General features: G+C 55.1%; 14 protein-coding genes. 10 read left to right on the forward strand and 4 right to left on the reverse strand.

Features of this window, described 5'->3' with window-relative positions; translation table 11 throughout:
* Positions 1-11 precede the first annotated feature (11 nt).
* The 6 genes from ACIX9_RS26580 to ACIX9_RS22230 all read left to right on the forward strand — a co-directional run bounded on the left by ACIX9_RS26580 (position 12) and on the right by ACIX9_RS22230 (position 10,790).
* On the forward strand, positions 12-521 hold the full coding sequence (locus ACIX9_RS26580; protein ID WP_013573130.1) for a hypothetical protein: 510 nt from the start codon (positions 12-14) through the stop codon (positions 519-521).
* A 343-nt stretch (positions 522-864) separates the two neighbouring features.
* Positions 865-3,258: a hypothetical protein gene (locus tag ACIX9_RS22205; RefSeq protein WP_157478328.1), complete on the forward strand. Its 2,394-nt coding sequence runs from the start codon at positions 865-867 to the stop codon at positions 3,256-3,258.
* A 354-nt stretch (positions 3,259-3,612) separates the two neighbouring features.
* Positions 3,613-4,755 carry an alpha/beta hydrolase gene (locus ACIX9_RS22210; RefSeq protein WP_157478330.1) on the forward strand — a complete coding sequence of 381 codons (1,143 nt, stop codon included), beginning with the start codon at positions 3,613-3,615 and terminating at the stop codon, positions 4,753-4,755.
* A gap of 210 nt (positions 4,756-4,965) precedes the next feature.
* Positions 4,966-5,514 (forward strand): hypothetical protein, encoded by a 549-nt coding sequence (locus ACIX9_RS22215; protein ID WP_013573133.1) that lies wholly within the window; start codon positions 4,966-4,968, stop codon positions 5,512-5,514.
* A 427-nt stretch (positions 5,515-5,941) separates the two neighbouring features.
* Positions 5,942-9,382, forward strand: a complete 3,441-nt coding sequence (locus tag ACIX9_RS22220) for a TonB-dependent receptor domain-containing protein (protein ID WP_013573134.1) — start codon at positions 5,942-5,944, stop codon at positions 9,380-9,382.
* Positions 9,383-10,454: 1,072 nt separating this feature from the next.
* A complete protein-coding gene (locus ACIX9_RS22230; protein ID WP_013573136.1) occupies positions 10,455-10,790 on the forward strand; it encodes a barstar family protein in 336 nt (111 codons plus the stop codon).
* 242 nt (positions 10,791-11,032) lie between these two features.
* Here the strand turns inward: ACIX9_RS22230 and ACIX9_RS22235 are convergent, their stop codons facing one another.
* Both ACIX9_RS22235 and ACIX9_RS22240 read right to left on the reverse strand, forming a co-directional pair.
* Positions 11,033-11,770 (reverse strand): LytR/AlgR family response regulator transcription factor, encoded by a 738-nt coding sequence (locus tag ACIX9_RS22235; protein WP_013573137.1) that lies wholly within the window; start codon positions 11,768-11,770, stop codon positions 11,033-11,035.
* Positions 11,767-12,534 carry a sensor histidine kinase gene (locus ACIX9_RS22240; RefSeq protein WP_198152247.1) on the reverse strand — a complete coding sequence of 256 codons (768 nt, stop codon included), beginning with the start codon at positions 12,532-12,534 and terminating at the stop codon, positions 11,767-11,769. The genes ACIX9_RS22235 and ACIX9_RS22240 overlap by 4 nt, the downstream gene beginning before the upstream one ends.
* Before the next feature lie 220 nt (positions 12,535-12,754).
* Here ACIX9_RS22240 and ACIX9_RS22245 point away from each other — a divergent pair, with 220 nt between their 5' ends.
* Positions 12,755-15,064 carry a M13 family metallopeptidase gene (locus ACIX9_RS22245; RefSeq protein ID WP_013573139.1) on the forward strand — a complete coding sequence of 770 codons (2,310 nt, stop codon included), beginning with the start codon at positions 12,755-12,757 and terminating at the stop codon, positions 15,062-15,064.
* A gap of 179 nt (positions 15,065-15,243) precedes the next feature.
* Positions 15,244-15,480: a carotenoid oxygenase gene (locus tag ACIX9_RS25180; protein ID WP_013573140.1), complete on the forward strand. Its 237-nt coding sequence runs from the start codon at positions 15,244-15,246 to the stop codon at positions 15,478-15,480.
* A gap of 156 nt (positions 15,481-15,636) precedes the next feature.
* On the opposite strand, the gene ACIX9_RS22250 is transcribed toward ACIX9_RS25180, so the two are convergent.
* Together ACIX9_RS22250 and ACIX9_RS22255 are read right to left on the reverse strand one after the other, a co-directional pair.
* Positions 15,637-16,422 carry a LytR/AlgR family response regulator transcription factor gene (locus ACIX9_RS22250; RefSeq protein ID WP_013573141.1) on the reverse strand — a complete coding sequence of 262 codons (786 nt, stop codon included), beginning with the start codon at positions 16,420-16,422 and terminating at the stop codon, positions 15,637-15,639.
* Positions 16,403-17,494, reverse strand: coding sequence for a sensor histidine kinase (locus ACIX9_RS22255; RefSeq protein ID WP_013573142.1), 1,092 nt, complete (start codon positions 17,492-17,494; stop codon positions 16,403-16,405). The genes ACIX9_RS22250 and ACIX9_RS22255 overlap by 20 nt, the downstream gene beginning before the upstream one ends.
* 234 nt (positions 17,495-17,728) lie before the next feature.
* Here ACIX9_RS22255 and ACIX9_RS22260 point away from each other — a divergent pair, with 234 nt between their 5' ends.
* Positions 17,729-18,259, forward strand: a complete 531-nt coding sequence (locus tag ACIX9_RS22260; RefSeq protein WP_013573143.1) for a Cif family virulence factor — start codon at positions 17,729-17,731, stop codon at positions 18,257-18,259.
* 183 nt (positions 18,260-18,442) lie between these two features.
* Positions 18,443-19,513 carry a LamG domain-containing protein gene (locus ACIX9_RS22265; protein ID WP_041598180.1) on the forward strand — a complete coding sequence of 357 codons (1,071 nt, stop codon included), beginning with the start codon at positions 18,443-18,445 and terminating at the stop codon, positions 19,511-19,513.
* Positions 19,514-19,631: the final 118 nt, after the last annotated feature.

A 19,631-nucleotide genomic window follows, 5' to 3' on the forward strand; every position in this document is an offset into this window, starting at 1 on the left:
AACTGCGAAGAATGCAAATCTTTGGAAGACAGGTTTCGAATTGGTGGTGGTTCCTGGTCGTACCCCTGTTGCTCGTCTGTATTCCCTTCTTCCTTTTTTTGCTCATCATCGCCGGCCACATTGGTGGCGCAGTCTTTGGCCCCCCGGCGCTCTGGGCTATACCTCTTCATACTCCATCACGAGTCGATCTTGTGGGTAGCTACTTCGAAACTAATCAGGGAGCCGCTATTCAGGCAGATACGCTAAACGCTAGTCTCGACCTCAATCTCGATGGCACGATGACTGTGAGAGCCTTGCCGGAGGACTCTGTCACGTCTACGTGCGTAATGTCCGGCACTGGTAGATGGAAGGTTCTTGATGGAAACATCGACTTGGACTACAACTCAGACGGAGCGTCAGGCAGTTGCGCTTCGGGAGGCTACTCACTTCTAGAGGTAGCAGGCCACTCAAAGCCGTACAAGCTGTATTGGGTACTTGGCGATCCTGACTCCGGCACTGGCATTTGGTTCAAGCGGCGTTAGATTGCCGATTCCGCGAAGTCGCATTTCCAGCAACGTCAGGGCTGGAGGCCTCAAATGGTGAGGTTTCCGGTTACGCCGTTTTTCGCGAACCCAGGCCTCAGCAGTGCATAGCCCGTTTGAATCACCAGATCGCCGTGACTCCGTTGCTTTTCACCGCGTCGCAGATATAAGCGGCATTATGCTCAACGTCGTCTCCTTCCGATCTGAGGTGAAACTTAAGTGGTACTGTCCTCAGCTCTTATGCCAACCATACTGTTTACTGACATTCATGCGAGCCACTCACCTTGCCCGGTACCTCGTCCTTTGCGCTCTCGGCCTGCCGGGTGCGGGATCACGTTTCCAAGTGCTGGCACAGACAGCACGAGTAGAAGGGTCTGCTCGCGGGACAAGGGCCTCACCGCCTGACCTTTTCCCGGCTGAACGCCGCTTCAGCATCCAGCAACCCACAAAGCCGCTTCACCTTGGTGAGCCGAACGACCTCTCCGTCACCCTCAAAGGAGAGGAGGTTACCACCATCTTCGTCATGCAGGAGCTGATCGAGTCGAATAAGCGATCTCCTTGGCTTGACGGCGGAGACAGTGAACCACAATTGCAGCGAAAGCCGGACGGCCAGACCTATATAACCATTGTTCCGCAGCGCCCGGGCAAGCTCGAGGTCGTCGTCAACGTCCTCTTCTCCGATGGCGGCATGGATGAGCAATCCACCATGGTCGACGTCGTGGCAGCCCAGCCGCCCACCGCTATTTTCTCCTCCTCTGCATTTGGGGACGTTCTGACGATGGCTCTCTCTGAGCAAGGGCGCAGAAAGTTTCTGCAGATGAAGGCAAGCTACCCCGGACTCAAAAGGCCGATTCCAGTGGTGCTGGACGACGCTAAGTTCCACATCACGATGGATCCCGTCAATCCACCAATTCACTTTGACCCGCAGACTGCCGAAGTAAAGGCGCTCCAAAGTGGCGAAGCACTGATTGAAACGCTATACGGCGGCCTGTTGAAGACGATCTGCGTACAGGTGCGGGAGAACTCGGTGATCTACGATCACTCCAAATGCGGCAGTCTACGAGCAGGCGGTGAACAAAGCGCACAGGCCGCCCAACCTAGCGAATTGAAGCTTCCCTACGGACCCATGGACTCTAGAACCGGCAGTTTCCTGGCCGATGAACGCGTCGAGCTTCCCGCGCTCACGTACCCGCTACGCATCGCAGAGAACAATCCAGTCGTCTTGAAGCTGAACGGACCTGCGATAGCCCGCATTGAATGCCACCCGGACAGCGGAAACGTTCCGTGCGTGCCGTGGACCGGAGACTGGTCGCGGCAGGGTCTACCCTTCAAACGAAACGCGGATGGCACTACCACCATCGACCTGTTTCCCATGGAGTTTGGCAAACACACCTATACCTTCTTCATCCTGTTCGTCGACGGCGGCGTCGCGCTCAAGGAAATCACCTCGGAGGTAGTAGGCGGCGCAGCGCGACCGACATCTATCGGCTCGTCGTGCACTAAACAACCCTTGGAGGATGATTTGCCCATCAGGCTGGAGCCAGGGCAAGATGCCTACTTCTCAAAAAAAATCATCGTGCCCCGCGCCTGTTACGACGGAGTCAGGTTCCCTGTCCAGCTCCCGCCAACCGCTGTGACCTATCGGGTTAGAAATGAAGGCAAGAAGCCTGTCATTGACATCGATGACTCCAAAGGAAGTGTGTCCGGTCTGCGCGTTGGCCAAGCCCTCCTCCAGCAAAGCTTTGGCGGCTTCATCAGGGCCACCTGCGTTGTCGTAGCAGAGAGGGACGATCCGGACGCTTCAAACTGTCGCAGGCTCCGCGCTAAATTCGGAGTGCCGCTACCCCCTCTCAGGGCTAGGGTAAAGCCGCCGGAGACAGCGGATCAGATTGCAGTTGACGAACCCGGCATACCGGGCGGAATAGGAGGCATCATCAGCCTGTCCTCGCCGAGCACAATCAGTATTCAACTTCCGCCTCTCCCGGTCTTAAGTGCCCTCGCGGGCGCAAGGCTCTCCCCCTCGGTACGGGACCGATTCAATGCGGACACCCGGCTTAAAATAAATGCCGACGGCCTGGTAGCGGAATTACTTGAGCCCACAAAACTGCCTGTTCAGATCTCTGGCCCCGACGTGCTGACCGTCTCTATAGGCCAGCAACTGATCGAGTACTCGGGGCATCCGAGCTCGAAACCATACCTGGAGCCGGCGGCCTCAGAAGAGCGGAACGCCGACCGAATTGGACGGGAAGCAGATGGCAGCACTTATCTCCATCTGGTTGCATTGCGAACAGGCACAGTAGAGTTCCACATTTCCGTACTCTTCGTCGATGGTGGTGTAGCGACACGTACCGTGCGCATCCCGGTGAAGCTCCCGGTAAGCAAGCGGCTGCTCTTATTAAATGTTCGTAACCCGCAGATGCGCGATGGGTACAGTGAGGCTAGCGTCCTCCACCTCACCACAGGTCCTCCAAGGAGTCAGCGTAACCTCTACCCCGCTTTAGTGGTTGACAGGAACCGAAGAGCAGTTGCTCTAAGCCCTGGCGAAGTCCAGTTCATCCTTGAGCAATCCGATCCGATCATCCAGCTCGATCCCAAGACTGGCATTGTCACAGCTTTAAATCCAGGCCGTGCCGTTGTAAGAACGCGCTATGCCAGCACGGAGACATCAACCTGTATTGTTGTGCAAAGTGATGTGACCCATAGCCTGCCTGCCTCATGCGCCGAACCTCGGGACTAATTGCTTCAAACAAAGTGGCATTCGCGCAAAAGATCGACCCGCGACTTCCTATAACACCGTTTTTCGTGCGTCCCGGTTCGGTCGTCTCCTCAATGTGATCCTGTTGCTACGATGGGGGATGCTCGGAGCTGATCGAGAGACGGATGAGGACAGACGCTACACGCGAAGGATGATCTTTTCATTCGTCTTAGCCCTCAGTGCAATCGCGCTCGCTACTGCAATCTTCTTTCTGGTCGCTTACATGACTGTACCGCTGTAAAGGAACTTCCTTTGGCTGATTCCATGAAAGTCGCGTTTTCGGCAACGCCGCTGGTGCACGCCTCGCTGACTCTCTGACCTGTTACGATTCCCCTCATGTTTGCCCCCCGAAAAATGAGGCTGTTCGCCTCCTGCCTATCCTTGCTGGCCAGCGTCTCCTTGCCTGGCGCGGTGCGAGCCCAGGCGCCCCGCCCAACACCTCCAACTCGCAACCCACTCAACTCCACGTATGTCCCCGGCAAAGAACTCCCAGACGCAACAACCCCGTCACCGACGCTGGACGGCAACTATATCCTCGGTCCCACCCATCCTTCAGCACCAGAGATGACACCCGCCGCACTCGTCCCTCGCGGCAGCATCTCCACCTTCACCCTCACCTCCTCAGAAAGCGCGCTGTATCCAGGAATAGCCCGGGATGCTGGAACCTTCGGCACAGCGGATCCCTCAGACCCGGCCAGGCTCATCATTACCACAAGTCATCCAGCTCCCTATACCCGGCGCGTCACCGTCTATCTTCCCGCGCAGCGAGTCTCAGGTGCGGTTCTTCCCTTCATCGTCGGCGCCGACGGTCCAGATCCCGCACTCTTCACCGCGCTTGACTCGCTTATCGCTGACCGCCGCATCCCCATCATGGCGGCCATCTCCATCAGCAACGGCTCAGGCGACGCCCAAGGCAGTGAACGAGGTCTGGAGTACGACACCATGTCCGGTCGATACGCAGAGTTTGTCGAGACCGAGATCCTTCCGCGCGTCGAGCGGGAGTACAACGTGAAGCTCTCACGGGATCCCGAAGCCAGAGCAACCATGGGAGGGAGTTCCGGTGGCTCCTGTGCTCTGATCATGGCCTGGTACCATCCCGAACTTTACCACCGGGTCCTCACGTACTCGGGCACCTTCGTCAACCAACAGTGGCCCTTCAACGCGCAGTCGCCACACGGTGCCTGGGAGTTCCACGAGCACCTTATCCCTGCGGGTTCCATCAAGCCTCTTCGGATTTGGATGGAGGTTGGCGACCGTGATCTCCTGAACCCGAATGTGCTCCACGACAACATGCATGATTGGGCGGTGGCGAACGAGAACATGGCCCGTGTGCTCGCGGCGAAACACTATCACTACCAATTCGTCTTCGCTCGCAACGCTGGTCACACGGATAGAGCGGTCAAGCAGCAGACTCTGCCCGAAGCTCTCGAGTACATATGGAGAACCTATCGCACACCCGTTCTCGGCACGTTGAAGTAGACTCGTCTCCACGCCGTTTTCTGGGACGGTGCGGCTAGAACCAGCAATCAGGATGTATTGAGAGTGGCTCCCTGGGGCCGCCCATAAACCTTATCGATCCCGCAAAGTCGCGTTTCAGCAAAAGCAACACTTCCAACCGTCGGACGGGACGGAGTTGGTCAAAACACCGTTTTGCGCGAACTGCTCCAGACGAATTTAGACTTAGTCGAGATGATTCCCCTTGGCTATATGGCGAAGTGCATAGCGTTGGAGCGCCCCGAGTGGATGCACACTCCGAACGTGGTCGACGTTTACTCAGTGAGCGATTGTGTAAATGACAGTCTTCTCGAATCCACCTACATTCCTGATCGGCCGCACAATCGCTATGGGCTGTTCGACTCCCCGCTCGCAGTGCAAACTGCTGCGAAATCGAACAACGTCGACATGGAAGGTGCAAAGCTCTTCTTCTACGAAGCGCACGAGTCGGAGCTTGATGGAGATGATTGGCTTCCAGTATCGCCAGACGATTCGGGTGAAACAGATGTGTTGTTACCCGCCACGAAGCAGTTAGAGGGCTTCGACGTGGTTACGTCTTGCGATGGCCCAAATTCTCACTCGCCGCTCTCGTGCAACAGCGTGGCGGCGGATGTGAAGACTAACCAGCATTGCCTCTTTGAGACCCTAAATGAAGCCTTGTCGGCTCTGGCAAGTGGCGCGTTCAATGAAGGTGAGCCAGGACCATATCGTGTTTATGCGGTCTATTCTGTGCCTTGGCTTTGAACCAAAGGCGATGCTTCCGCAAAGTCGGATTATCGGCAACGTCACCTTTTCCGTATCCGGCTGGGGTCCGGCTCTTGACTAGAGCGCGTAGCCGCCATCGTGGAGGCTCATACTCGTTTCAAAGCACTCCCGCCCGCGCTCGATTAAAGCCGCAAATGGCAAGATACGGAACCACCAACCCTTGCGTGGCCCAATACCGATAAACGTAGGATTATTCATTTTTCCGTAGGTGTCAGCTTTTGCTTCAATGGCTTTTCCCCGGGGACCTTTCGATGCAACAAGTTCACTCAAACAACGGAATGGCTTATCGATTGCTCTAAGACGAATGGCGTGTGCGGTTGGACACGACTCGAAACCCTGCTTCTTACAGGCGAACGACAGGTTCACGTCTGAGAACCAACATATGTACCCGGAGATCTACGAATAAATGAGACGCATCCCGTTTTTTGTACCGCTCATCACAATGACCTTGGCCGCAGGCTCTTCATTCGCGCAAACTACCAGCGGTGATATCGCCGGAACCGTCAAGGACGCCTCTGGAGCTGTCGTCCCGCATGCCAGCGTCACCGTGAAGAATGAAGAGACCGGTGTCACCGTCAACGTCACGGCAGGTAACAGCGGCGACTTCCACGCCAGCAATCTCCTCCCCGGCAAATATGACCTCGCTGTCTCGGCTCCCGGCTTCCAGCCCTCCCGCCTCAACGGTGTTCTAGTGGAGCTCAACAAGACCTCTACCTCCGACGTCTCCCTCTCTATCGGCACCAGTACGACCGTTGAAGTCGTCGCCGACGCGGGCGCAGTCATCGACACCACCACCACCAACCTCTCGCAGACCTTTTCCAATGTCGAGCTTTCGAACCTCCCCACCACCTCCACAGGCTTCGGCGTCATCAACGCCTCGCTCCTGAGCCCTGGTGTGGCGTCCGCTGGCGGCATCGGCATTGGCACCGGCCCTTCGGTTGGCGGTCAGCGTCCCCGCAACAATAATTTCACCATTGAAGGAATCGACAATAACGATAAGGCCGTCACCGGTCCCCTTATCTATATTCCGAACGACTCCGTCGGCAGTTTCACTCTCATCACCAATCAGTTCTCGCCTGAGTTTGGCCACTCGTCCGGCGGCCAGTTCAACACCAACATCGTCTCTGGAACGAACACTTTTCACGGCAAGCTCTATGAGTACTTCCAGAATCGCGACCTGTTCGCCGGACTGGGAAGCCAGGCCAGCAAACCTGCTCTTCGGCCCCGTTATGACAACAATCGTTATGGAGCCCAGCTCGGTGGACCCATTCTCCACGACAAGCTCTTCTTTTTCGCAAACTTCGAACGTAACTCCATCGGCTCGAACCCCAGTCTCTTCTCCTGCGTTCCTACTGCAGCGGGCAAAGCGACCCTCGCAACACTCACCAATAATGGCTTCAGTGCGACCAACCTGCAGCAGTTCCTGCTCTACACCCCGGCAGCCAATGTAACGGGCGCAAACGGCGCTGGCATCGACGCCGGTGCTGACGCAGCCTGCGGAAACCAGGCCTCCGGTCCGCAGTCGTTGACCGTTTATTCAGGCACTGCGTTGAACTCCGCCACCGGACTCTATGCCTCCGGTACCCCCACCGTGATTCCGCTCGGCAATTACCAGACCACGGGTGCGGCACCGTCGGACTTTGACGTTCTCACCACCAGCGTCGATTACACCATCACGCCGAAGGATAGCTTCCGCGGCCGTTACGTCTATAACCGTCTCACCAGCACAGATACTGGTGCCGGCACCGTGCCGTTTGAGCAGTTTTACACCACAGCGCCCAATCGGTATCAGTTGATCGCGCTCAGCGAATTTCATACCTTCACTCCAAACCTCACTAACGAGCTTCGGATTGGTTTCAATCGACACTCCAATACCATCACCGCCGGAAACTTCACCTATCCCGGTCTAGATTCCTTCCCAAATTTTTATTATGGAGATCTTGGGCAGTTCAACCTCAGCCTCGGTCCGGACAGCAACGCACCCCAATTCACGATCCAGAATCTCTATCAGCTCACGGACAATATCAGCTATGTCAAGGGCAAGCACGACGTTAAGATCGGTTTCGATGGCCGCAAGTACATCTCACCCCAGGGTTTTACGCAGCGTGCACGAGGCGACTACGAGTACAACGGCTTGACCGAGTTCTTACATGACCTCGCGCCCACCAGCTTCGGCGAGCGCTCAACCGGTAACCTCACCTACTATGGCGATCAGACCGCGCTTTACGGCTACGGGAATGATACCTGGCGCTTGACTCCCACCTTGACCCTTAACTACGGCCTGCGTTACGAGTTCACCTCCGTTCCCGTCGGAGAACGGGCTCAGGCCCTAAACGCCAATGCTTCAGTTCCCGGTCTGGTCACCTTCCAGGCACCAAAGCCCGCTTACAAGAACTTTGCACCGCGTGCGGGCATCAATTGGGCTCCCGATGAGAAAACGTCTGTACGCGCTGCATTCGGCATCGCCTACGACGTCCTCTTCGATAACCTCGGCACACTATCCTTTCCTCCTCAGTACTCCTCCACCAATGATGTGGGTAATGTTGGAAACCCGCAGCCCGGAGACCCGAACTTCCTCAAGAATGGTGGTTTGCCGGCTGGCACGGGTGGAATCCTGACCTTCGCCAACACCCCCACCGGCATCGCTGCAGAGCGAGCAGCAACCGCAGCTTTCCTGCCCAACCAGGTCACACCATACGCTGAAACTTACACCTTGACCGTTCAGCGGACCATCGCCTCGAACTACACCATGGAGATCGGTTATATCGGTACACGCGGTATTCACCTCCCCATGCAGGATCAGATCAACGTTCAGCCTCGTGTCACTGCAGCAAACCAGTTGCCCACATCCCTCACCGGCGCGACAACGGTCACCGCAGCGCCAGGTGCGAGCACTTTAGCTAAAATTCAGGCTCTGTCGAACATCGTTCCTGCCTGGAATGCCGCTGGATTTACCTCGAAGATCACCTCCTACCAGCCCTATTCCAGCTCTAACTACAACGCTGGGATCGTCAACCTGACTCGCCGGATGTCCCATGGACTATCCGCCAATCTTTCCTATACCTATAGCAAGACGATGGATGACGCCACGGCTGAAGTCTTTGCAACGACGCTTACTCCGCGCCGTCCGCAGAACTCGCAAAACATCGCGGCGGACTACAGCCGCTCCGCTCTGGACCGTACTCACCGCGCCACCCTCGCGGCAGTCTATGATCTCCAGCTTTACAAACACTCCAACCACTACCTTCTCCGGAACGGCGTCGGCAACTGGACCATCTCGCCCATCTATACCTATGAATCGCCTGAGTACGTAACTGTCCTTTCGGGTGTCAACTCCAACCTGAACGGCGATAGCGGCAATGCCATCGACCGCACGATCATCAACCCCAACGGCGCTGCCAGCCACACCACCAGTTCCACGGTGCACGCTCAGTATGCTGCTAACCTGGCCGGTCTCTGCGGGGTGGGTGTAACCCAGTGCGCGGCCAACACCGTTGGTTATGTTGCCGATAATCCGACCGCCTACTACATCCAGGCGGGCGTCGGCACGTTGCCGAACGCTCCACGTAACTCGCTCGCAACCCGGCCCATCAATAACTTCGATGTCGCCGCCTACAAGCGCATAAACTTCCGTGAGCGGTACTCCTTCGAGTTCGGCGCACAGGCTTTCAACGTCCTGAATCATGCGCAGTACACCCCGGGAACCGTCAATAACGTAAACTCCACATCGTCGACCGGCGCGGATCTTCCGTACCAGACGGTTGGGAACGCCTTCTTCGCGCAGCCCGGGAAGGTGTTTACAAACAACGGCCGTACCATGCAGCTCTCCGGCAAGGTCAATTTCTAACGGTCGTCGTCATAATTGACAGAAGGGCGCCCTTACGGGCGCCCTTGCACTTGGAGTGCGCAACGTCTTGATGCGAGCAGTTGCCGTTGGGGAAACCGATTCACATCACGACTGAGTTAAGTCGTTCTGCGTCGCATTGAGATGACACAGCGCGTGCGTCTTCGTAGATGCCAAGGCTTGATCTTCGCCCCGCACTGCGCGCTACGATGACGACGAAGCACAATTCTAGTGACGTTTATGACAGGGACTTTATGGAATCTGTTGCTATTGGCGTCCCCGCAGCGAACTCATCCGATCAGGTCTTCGACGAATGGATATCCGGAGCGGCCCGAGAGCTTTGTGATGCGGGTAACTGGTTTTACACATCTGTGAAACAGACAGCCGAACCCTCGGATCATAAAGCTAGCTCTGATGAAAACTTCAAAGTTCTATGGCCGAGACAGAGATTGAGACTGCAAATCGTGGTCTCGAGCAGTACTAGAATCCCGCTTGTCTACGTGGAAAGTGACACGGGAGTCCTACTGGGGCATCTCAACGCCAAGCGATCTCAACAAGTAAGCCAAGACTCACAGATGGGCTATAACTTTTTGGCCGTCGTCTGTCGGTGGTTCTCTCCCATCCCAAAGGACTCGCCTGGCCTAGTCATTGTGGTGCTCCGTCTTCATCGCGATTGGGAAACGTCCGACTGGGCCGTTACGCACCGTTTGTACGGGCGTTAGGTTTAGGCAATTGCTAGTAAGCTGCCGGGTGGATCGATTGAAGTAGCGAACAGCTGAAGGGCTAACCGAATCCTGCAGAATCTCTGTGTAACATGAGGGAAGCTTCCGCCCTTCTCTTCACAGCCCGTCTCGTCACAGCAAACCAGTGCTATCGGATCGAAGAGACTCTGGTTGCTTACCGTTACAGCGCCTCACCTGCTTCTGGACGAAGCTATTCACGGAATAGCGTTGCATCATGCTTCCTAACGCTGTGCTTTCCACAACTTCGACGTTTCCGCAGTCCGAGCGGGCCGAATTAGCGAAAACGCCGTTCTACATTCGCAAGTGCCGGATGGCTCTATGCTTGAAGCGTGATGACAGCGAAGGTGTCGCTAGACTGCAACAGCATCAAAGATTGGGACTCGTTCCACGACGAGTTCGCCACGGTCTTTGGTTTCCCAGCCTTCTACGGCAGGAACATGGATGCATGGGTGGACTGCTTGCCGTCCTTGGACGCATCAGAGGACGGCATGTCCACCGTTCACTGTGAGCCTGGTTCTGTGGTGACGCTTTCTCTGTCAAACGTCAAGGCTTTCGCGGAACGCTGCCCTCAGCAATATAGCGCCGTGATCGAGTGCTCAGCCTTCGTGAACTGGCGACGACTTCAAGCGGGAGATCCTTCGGTTTTGGCGCTCAGCTTCCACGGATAGGGCAGCAAGTGGAGCGCCCGAAGTTTCCTACAACACCTGCGAGCTCAAGTGGTCGATGCACATATTCTGCCAAGTGTGCAAACCGCGCGCTAATGACCTCGCAACTGAACCTCAATAGACCAGCCACTCGTCCAAGTCCTACACTGGCTCATCTGGAACAGTGCCTTTTTCTCTAACCTTGCATAATCGGAACGCACTGCCGAAGATCGGAGACGTTAGTTGCCAGAACTCTTTCGGCGCGTTCACCAGGCTTCACCTTGAATCCCATGCAGGGCCTCTCGGGTCGAGTGCAAATAGGTTGGCCCAACTTGAACCTGGGTCCCGTCCTTCAGGAGCAGGCTCGACGCACCTTTTCTGTAGTTCTTCCATCCTTGAACCCATTGAACCGCGACCAACGCGGATCGGTGTACCCGAACGACCAACGTTCCTAGACGCTCCGAGAGTTGAGACATCGTGGCTCTAACGATGTGGCTTCGTATCCTGGTATGAATTAGGGCATAGTCCTTTGCGGCTTCTATCCAGATAATTTCGCTTTCCGGGAGGTCTTGACCGTTGGGTAGGCCAAATGAACGCTGCGTTAGATAGTTAGGCAAGGCATGTCTTGCCGGAATAGCCATCCTCTCTGCTTTCCGCCGGTCAGCACGAGAGATCGCCTGCCGTAATCGCTCTAGGTTGATTGGTTTTAGGAGGTAGTCTGTTGCTTCTACAGAAAATGCCTCCTCCCCGTAGTTGTCGAATGCTGTGACGAAAACCACCTCCGCTGCGTGGTTGCGTCCAAGGGCTGCTGCTACTTCAATCCCGGTTTTGCCGGGCATATCTATGTCCAGAAAAACGAGATCGGGAATAAGGCTCCTAATCATACTCAACGCCTGATCTCCATCTGACGCACTTCCAATCACCTCGATGTTGTCGAAAACAGCCAGGGCCTGAGACAGTCCTCGACGCGCAAGTGGCTCGTCGTCCACGATGAGCACCTTCATCGACGTTTCACGTTGTAGGAGAGGCTAATGTTCAAAGGCATACGCAGTTCCGCCAGAAAGCCCCTTGTCCGCTGCTCTGTCCTCATGATTGCCTCCTTTCCATGAAGTGCATCCAACCGCTCTGCAACGTTCTTCAGGCCTACCCCAGTTCCTGCTTTGGCGAGTTTGCCCGGAGCACAACAACCATCATCCTCCACGGTCAGGATTAGTTCTTTCTGGTTGGCGCGGGCTGCAATCCTAACATGTACGGCTTCCTTGGATCGCGCCACTCCATATTTCACTGCATTTTCAACGAGTGGCTGCAAAATAAGACTCGGGACTAGGGCGTCGCTGAGGTCAGGCTCGCAGAGGTACTCCACTACGAGGCGCTCTCCGAAGCGCACCGATTCAATTGCTAAATAAGCCTGTGTAGTCTCCAGCTCTGCGGCCAGGGTGATCGATGCATCCATTGATGAGGAAAGCGAAGCGCGCATAAAGTCGGCGAGCCCGGCAATCATCTCTTCCGCTTCGTGAGCACCCGAGTCAGCAGCAAGGCTGGAGATTGTATTGAGCGTGTTGAAGAGGAAATGCGGATTCAGTTGATAACGCAGGGCAGTAAGCCGCGCCTGCTGCAGCGCTGCACGTTCGATGGCCAGTTGTTTTTCCCGGGTCAGAAGCGTTTTACTTGACGCTAGAAGAGCAAGGGCGACTGTCTGCAAGCTGAACAGCAAATTGCAGTAAACCCAGTTAAAACGCGCCATGAGTAGATCGCCCTTGTTCGGCATTCGAAAGCTGAGCAACGGTAGGGTCTGCGCTTGAACGATTAGATCCACGGTCCACAGTGCCGACCCAGCCAGAAGAACAATGCCTCCTAGGAAACACCACTCTCGGGGTGTACCGCGCTTTAGCAGCCGCTCTGCAAGAACGGACAAAAGAAGAGAAATCAGCGGTCCGGCTAGGCTTGTCACGAGCACCTTGACTGTTTCGCCCCTTTGAGGTGGGCCTATGAAGGACATCCCGACATTAGCCAATCCAACGATAAGCCAAAGCGCCAGGATGAGACGTCTCGGCGACAAAGTTTTGGGACCGGAGATGGGTCTAGACAATGGTGGAGCCATGACTCACTCTATTCGATTCGCTCAAACCCGTCCCATAGTCTTCGTCGCAAATCAGCCGCGTTGGTCGCAAAGAGATATCAATTCCCATAAACGTCTCTTAGTCTTCTCAATGAGCACACTACCGTGCGGATTTTCAGCTGATGTGCAAGAAGAGGTAATCTTGAAGTTCACCAAACCAATGAAGCGTGTGCTTCATCGCAAACCATTCGCAATTGCGGTTATAGTTGTGTCTTCGGCATTTTCCCTGTTGGCGCAGCGGCCCATGTCTCCGCTTGTGGCCGTTACCAGTCCTCGTCACGGTACGTGGGGTTTTGATCCCAGGGGGATGGATCCCTCCGTGAAACCGGGCGATGACTTCTTCTCCTATGCCAACGGCGCTTGGATCAGAAAAACAAACATTCCCCCTGATCAAACTAGTGTTGGTCCTTTTTCTGATTTACGCCGCCTCTGCGCAGAGCAGGTTCACTTGCTCCTGGAGACGACGCAAGATAACCGTTCGGACTCTGACGAAGGGCGTGTTCACACCCTCTACCAAGCTTTTATGGACGATAGCTCGATTGAACAGGCGGGAGCTCATCCCCTCCAGTCCGACCTGCAGTTGGTGAGAAAAGTTGGCAATAGAGCGGACGTGGCGCGATTGATGAAACGACATGGCTTCGAAGCCTCCTTGTTCGACCTGGAGATCGAGAAAGACGAGAAGCATCCTGATCGGTATGCGGTTCATTTAGGACAAGGCGATCTCGGTCTTCCCAATCGGGACTTGTACTTGGACGCACAGTTTACAGACAAGAAGCGCCTGTATAAAGCCTATGTCGCGGAAATGTTAAGGCTGGCCAAGTGGCCAAACGCAAACAAATCGGCCACTGCTGTTGTGGCATTCGAGAGTCTGATTGCTCAGGCGAGCTGGCGCGGCGAAGATCTCCGAGACAACAGCAAGAGTTACCATTCCATGTCGCTCGCGAACCTTCGTCGCATGGCGCCAATGTTTCCGTGGGCGGACTTCATGGCAGGCGATCATCTTTCGGAGAACGACTTCCTCATTGTCACGACGGACACCAGCGTCGTGAAGCTTGCAGAACTGTATGGAAGCACACCCTTGTCAACGCTGAAAGCGTGGGAAGCGTTCCGCATGACAGATGCAGCAGCGCCCTACTTGTCAAATGACTTTAGGCAAGCAAGGTTTGCATTCCGGGGCAACGCCCTGAATGGCCTTGAGGCACCTCCGTCGGAACGCTGGCCCGGCGCGGTCAGCCTTCTCAACGCGCTGATGGGATCCACTGTCGGCAAAATGTACGTTGCGGCTTACTTTCCAGCGGAAAGGAAGATGGCGGTCCAAGCGATTGCAGACAGTGTCATGCAGGCTCTTCGTTCTGACCTTGCGCAACTCACATGGATGGACCCCATCACTAGAGCGAAGTCCCTTCGTAAACTCGACGACATTGCCGTACAGATGGGGTATCCCGACCACTGGCGCTCTTACGCAGGTGTCAATCTCAATAAGCAAACGCTATACAAGGATGTTGAAACTCTGCGGAACCATAATTGGAACTATCAGGTAAGCCAATTGAAAATGGCCTGGAACAAGAACGATTGGCGCTTCTGGCCTCAAGAACCCGTCGCATACACGGAGAATGGCCAACTCATCTTCCCGGCTGGGATGTTACAGGCTCCGTTTTTTACTGCGCAGGCAGATGCGGCAGTCAATTACGGCAGTATCGGCCATGTGATCGGCCACGAGCTGACCCACCCATTCGACGACCGCGGCGACTGGTGGACGCCAGAAGACAGACAGCGCTTCAAAGAACGATCGGCTCGCCTAGCCAAACAGTACTCAGCGATGGAGCCTTTGCCCGGAGTCCACATCAAGGGAGAGTTGACGCTTATTGAAAACGTTGCGGATTTGGGTGGCTTATCGCTCGCATACAAAGCGTACCGGACAACGCTTTCTCACGATGAAGATGCGGTGGAGCGCGATTTCACCCGTGATCAGGAATTCTTCCTCGGCTACGCACAAGTATGCCGTGAGAAGGAACGACCGGACTCGCTACGAAATAGATTGGCTTCTGAAGTTCATAGTCCCGCTGCGGCTCGACTCAATGGTGTCGTTCAAAACATGCCGGAATGGTACAAGGCCTTCAACGTGAATCCTGGAGAGCGCATGTACATCGTTCCGGACGAGCGTGTTGCCATTTGGTGATTTCCCCGGTACATCCGGCTCACTTGAGCGGTTTACCGTTTTGCAACACAAGGAACCGCTCGGGAACAGAATCCTTTGTTGCCCGTCTCCTGGTCGTAATCTTCAGCCTGACATCCATGTAGCGCAAGAACACTGTCCCGATAGTTATTGACTCTCGACACGTATTGGAGATCGGCCACATGCAAATTGTTGAACCAAGTATTGGCCACTTTTCGCACACCAACCCGTTCATAATAGGCAACTTTGCCCCGGTCACGATTGAGACCACAGCCTGTAACTTGCCGGTCAAAGGCTCGATTGTGCCCGAACTGGAAGGACGGCTGCTGAGAAGTGGTTCTAATTCGGTGCAAACGCTGGAGCATGAGCGAAATGACTGTTCATGGGTACAGGGAGGGCACGAGGATTACGACTCCTAGGAGGCAGGGCGGAGTGGAATCGCAACAGATTCATCGTTGACGGTCCTAATGCCCCGATCATCAATGATTTCACTCAGGACGCGACGGAAGCCGTGAAGCTAACAACGACAGCGTATCTGCCGACTTCGCGCAGAACTTTGACCCCGGCTGAACACTCTATAGTTTTTGCCCGAGTCGCTTTTCCATCGAGTTGCGATAACTTCTGCTGACGCGAGGGTGGGAACCATCCTTCAAGAGAACCTCGAACTCCCCGTGGGAAAGAGCCTCCAACTGCACGATACTTTCTATATTGACGATTGCGGAGCGGTGGATACGAAGAAAGCGCATGGGGTCGAGGCGATGCTCCAGATCAGCTAACGAAGTCCGGTAAAGCATCTCCTTTCCGGAGGTATGAAGAGTGACATAGACTCCGGCCGCTTCGATCCAGTCAACGTCCTTGACTCTCACGAACTTTGTAATTCCATCTGTCTTGATCGCGAAGCGGTACAGGTGCCGCGCCTCTGTCGCTTGCGACCTGAGCACCTGTGCAACGCTTTGTCCGAACTGTCGAAGATGAAGATCGTCCCTCCGCCTCTTTACGCGATCCAACATCGCCTCGAATCGCTCATCACTGAAGGGCTTGAGGAGGTAGTCCAAAGCATTTGCTTCGAAGGCCTGTATGGCATGCTGATCGTATGCTGTGACAAATACCGTGAGGGGCATATTTTCAGAGCCCACGGCTTCAACCACTTCAAGGCCATTGAGCTCTGGCATCTGCACATCCAGAAGCACGAGGTCGGGTCTTTCGCTCAGGATCACTCGCACTGCGGTTTCCCCATCCCCCACCTCCTGGACGGATGACACTTCTGGATCCTGGCTCAACAGGTCGGAGAGACGCTGGCGGGCCGGTGCCTCATCCTCTACGATGAGCACCCTGATGCCATCACGCGATAAGGCTGTCATCCGTCTCCTCTCGTTTATGCAACGGAAAGGACATGGATACCTCTGTCCCGCCTTCGCTTCTTCGCCGGACATCGAAGTGACTTGCGTCGTCAGGGTATAGTCCGGCAAACCGCTCTCGCGTCACCGACAGGCCCACCCCCTTATGCGTATCGAACGACCAGCCAGCGGGTAACCCTACGCCATCGTCCAGCACTTGAATCATGAGAGCCTCTTCGAAACGTCGCGCGCTCAATAGAATGACCCCGCCGCGAGCTCGTTTGGAGATGCCGTGGCGTATGGCATTCTCCACCAAAGGTTGGATGAAAAGGCTGGGAACCAAAGCATCTTTGACCTCTGGAGCGATCTGCATTTCAACCTTCAACGCATCCCCGAAGCGGATTTTCTGGATGGCCAGATAGTGGTCGAGGAAAGCCAACTCTTCAGCGAGCGAGATCTCTTGAACTCCTTGCGAGTCTAGAGAAAGCCGTAGCAAGTCGCCCAGATGTTCGATCATCTTCCTTGCAAGCTTTGGCTCCCGTTCGACCTGTGAAGAGACGGTGTTGAGCGCATTGAAGAGGAAGTGTGGATCTAACTGCATACGCAATGAGTTGAGACGAGCCTCTGAAAAGTTCCTCTGCAGGCGTTCCATCTGCAGTTCAGCGGATACAAACCGCTCGTGATAACGGTAGGCTTCCCACACGCCAACGATCAGGCAGTACACGAGCATGCTCCAGAACATCTCCATGTAAGCTTCCGAGACGACTGCCGTCCCCGTTAGCCCGGACCATTTGCCTGCACCGAGTGCCGCCTTCAATACCGCGTGGACGTAGCCATAGAGGATAGATACAAAGGGGCTCAAAGCAAAAAGTGTGATGAAGCGGGGAGCAATTCGTTGCACTGCGAAAGGCAGTGCACGATCCACGGCGACGATGCCAGGAACGAGGATTCCCCAGGACCACCATTGAGCCACAGCCGATAGAAAGATCCGGTGCAGGTCGCGACTCCGCTCTAGCTGAGGTAAAGCAAAGATCGCCGCTACCAACGTCCAAAAGACAACGGAAACGACCGACCACTTAAGTGAAGTTTTCATCATGGCTCTTCCAGCCATTCTGACAGATCACATTCGTCTCCGTAGTCCAGGAAGGTCAATTGCGAGAGTTCGGATCTTCTTGTCTTTTGTTCGCATCCTGCTCATTTGAGCTGCATACCGATCTGCACCAGCCTAGACCGTCTCAGAACATAATGTCCGGCTGCGCCTCGAGTATCAGTAGATTCACGCTAAAGGTCCGTGCTTGCAATGGCAGGATTGTCTTTAAGGAGATCACACATGAAGCATTTCATCCGTAGCTTGCTCCTTGCTCTAACGATCCCGCTAAGCGTCTCCAGCATCGCCCAAAGTCCCTCAGGTGCAGAGGGCAACAGCGCCCCTGCTGGGCTCGCGTCGGACACTGTGGATGTTCAGCACGTCATGGGTGCCTACCACGAGGCAGTTCTTGCTCACGACGGCGCTCGCCTAGCCAGTCTGTTCCTTCCTCAGTGCACTCTGTGGCTAAATGTGCTCTCCGATGATGCTTACGCTCGTGTCAAAGCTAAGAAGCATGATGCGGTAAAAGTTCGCCTCGGAAGCTACACTGATTTTGCGAAGCTAGTTTCGGCCTCGAAGGTCAGCTTCAATCCGACACACACGCATCTGCAGCTAAATAGTGACGGAACGGTCGCTTCGGCGTACTTCGATTACGTGTTTCTTATAGACGGCAAGGAACAAAACCGCGGGAGTGAAACCTGGGTGCTAGTCAAAGGCGCAGACGGTTGGAGAATAGCCGCCGTGACCTACTCATCAAACCCACACACTTCTTGAGCCGTTCGTGCTTGACTCATAGCCAGAGCTTGCCCAATCCAACTGTACGACCGGAGTAGTACCATGTCACGGCCTCGAGCTTCCCTTCATTTCACTCTCTTCAGCTTCATCACTCTTTGCCTTTCTCTGCCTGCTTCCGTCAGCGGAGCGAGGCGCGATGCCAAAGCAGGCCAGGTAATCTCGATGACCGCAAATTATTGGCATCCGGTCGGCGAGAAAGCTGACGTGCAATATGTCATGAAGGAAGGATTTCCCGATGGGATGATCGTTCTGAAGTCAGGCGACGTCGCCCTCAACGATCTCTCATTTCGTGACGGCACCCTTGAGTTCGATATGAAGCCGCTCGCTCAAGACATTCCGGGGATGCGCTTCCGGCAGCGCGACTCTAAGAACGGTGAGGAGTTCTATATTCGGAGTTTCCCTGATTGTCGGGCCGAAGACGATTGCATCCAGTACAGCCCGGTAATTAGTGGCTTCATGCTCTGGAACGTCTATCCTCAATATCAAAGACGGGCACCTGTTGTTTTCAACGGCTGGAATCACATACGGCTTGTCATCTCAGGCAAGCGAATGAACGTCTTCATCAACGACTCTGTCCAGCCGACACTCGCAGTTGGCGAACTTCTCGGAAACACTCAGCAAGGTGGTTTGGAGTTGCACGGTCCCGCCGCCTTTGCCAACCTTGTTGTTACGCCTGGCAAGACCGACGGCTTATCTCCTGTCCCGCTTCCCGACAGCACAGGAAGCGATATGAACATCGTGCACGACTGGCTTTTAGGACCCTTGACGTCTCTGCGCTACGGATCTACTCCAAGATACGCAGAATCCCCGCAAGATCCGAGGGCGTGGAAGCCCATCCGTTCCGAACGATTTGGAATCGTGAACCTGAACCGGCAATTCAATGCTTCCAATGAGGCGGCAGCGCTCAGCTGGCTTAAGACGTCGGTGGATTCCGATAGAGATCAGCAGCAACAAGTCTCGCTGGGCTGGATCGGCCACGCATGGGTCTTTGTGAATGGATCTCTCATCACCTCAGGCAAGAACTTCTACTACCCTGAGTCAGAGCGGCGCAGTCCGGATGGCCGGCTCTCACTGCAAAATGGCTCATTCATGATTCCGCTGCATCGCGGTCACAATGAGATCATGATCGCCCTCTATAGCTCAGTCCACGACGACGCACGATCTCGAACTGCTTACGGCTGGGGCTTTGCCATGCGCTATGAGGACATGCGCGGTCTCGCAGTTCCACGCTAGTTTGAACTTCCGAGCAATGAGATCAAAGGCTTGCGGACCCCAATTTCTTCCAGCCATAACTTGAGAGAAACGCTTACCTCTACGAGGAGAGGGACTGCTCACCCTATTTGCTGCGTGA

It is taken from the genome of Granulicella tundricola MP5ACTX9, from assembly GCF_000178975.2.
Lineage (GTDB): Bacteria > Acidobacteriota > Terriglobia > Terriglobales > Acidobacteriaceae > Edaphobacter > Edaphobacter tundricola.

What these genes read in the sequence shown, in the direction of transcription:
- ACIX9_RS26580 (WP_013573130.1), top strand. Translation starts at nt 12, where the DNA reads ATGCAAATCTTTGGAAGACAGGTTTCGAATTGGTGGTGGTTCCTGGTC.
- ACIX9_RS22250 (WP_013573141.1), bottom strand. Translation starts at nt 16,422, where the DNA reads ATGACAGCCTTATCGCGTGATGGCATCAGGGTGCTCATCGTAGAGGAT.
- ACIX9_RS22230 (WP_013573136.1), top strand. Translation starts at nt 10,455, where the DNA reads ATGACAGCGAAGGTGTCGCTAGACTGCAACAGCATCAAAGATTGGGAC.
- ACIX9_RS22265 (WP_041598180.1), top strand. Translation starts at nt 18,443, where the DNA reads ATGACCGCAAATTATTGGCATCCGGTCGGCGAGAAAGCTGACGTGCAA.
- ACIX9_RS22215 (WP_013573133.1), top strand. Translation starts at nt 4,966, where the DNA reads ATGATTCCCCTTGGCTATATGGCGAAGTGCATAGCGTTGGAGCGCCCC.
- ACIX9_RS22235 (WP_013573137.1), bottom strand. Translation starts at nt 11,770, where the DNA reads ATGAAGGTGCTCATCGTGGACGACGAGCCACTTGCGCGTCGAGGACTG.
- ACIX9_RS25180 (WP_013573140.1), top strand. Translation starts at nt 15,244, where the DNA reads ATGCAAATTGTTGAACCAAGTATTGGCCACTTTTCGCACACCAACCCG.
- ACIX9_RS22210 (WP_157478330.1), top strand. Translation starts at nt 3,613, where the DNA reads ATGTTTGCCCCCCGAAAAATGAGGCTGTTCGCCTCCTGCCTATCCTTG.
- ACIX9_RS22245 (WP_013573139.1), top strand. Translation starts at nt 12,755, where the DNA reads ATGAAGGACATCCCGACATTAGCCAATCCAACGATAAGCCAAAGCGCC.
- ACIX9_RS22255 (WP_013573142.1), bottom strand. Translation starts at nt 17,494, where the DNA reads ATGATGAAAACTTCACTTAAGTGGTCGGTCGTTTCCGTTGTCTTTTGG.
- ACIX9_RS22240 (WP_198152247.1), bottom strand. Translation starts at nt 12,534, where the DNA reads ATGCCGAACAAGGGCGATCTACTCATGGCGCGTTTTAACTGGGTTTAC.
- ACIX9_RS22260 (WP_013573143.1), top strand. Translation starts at nt 17,729, where the DNA reads ATGAAGCATTTCATCCGTAGCTTGCTCCTTGCTCTAACGATCCCGCTA.
- ACIX9_RS22220 (WP_013573134.1), top strand. Translation starts at nt 5,942, where the DNA reads ATGAGACGCATCCCGTTTTTTGTACCGCTCATCACAATGACCTTGGCC.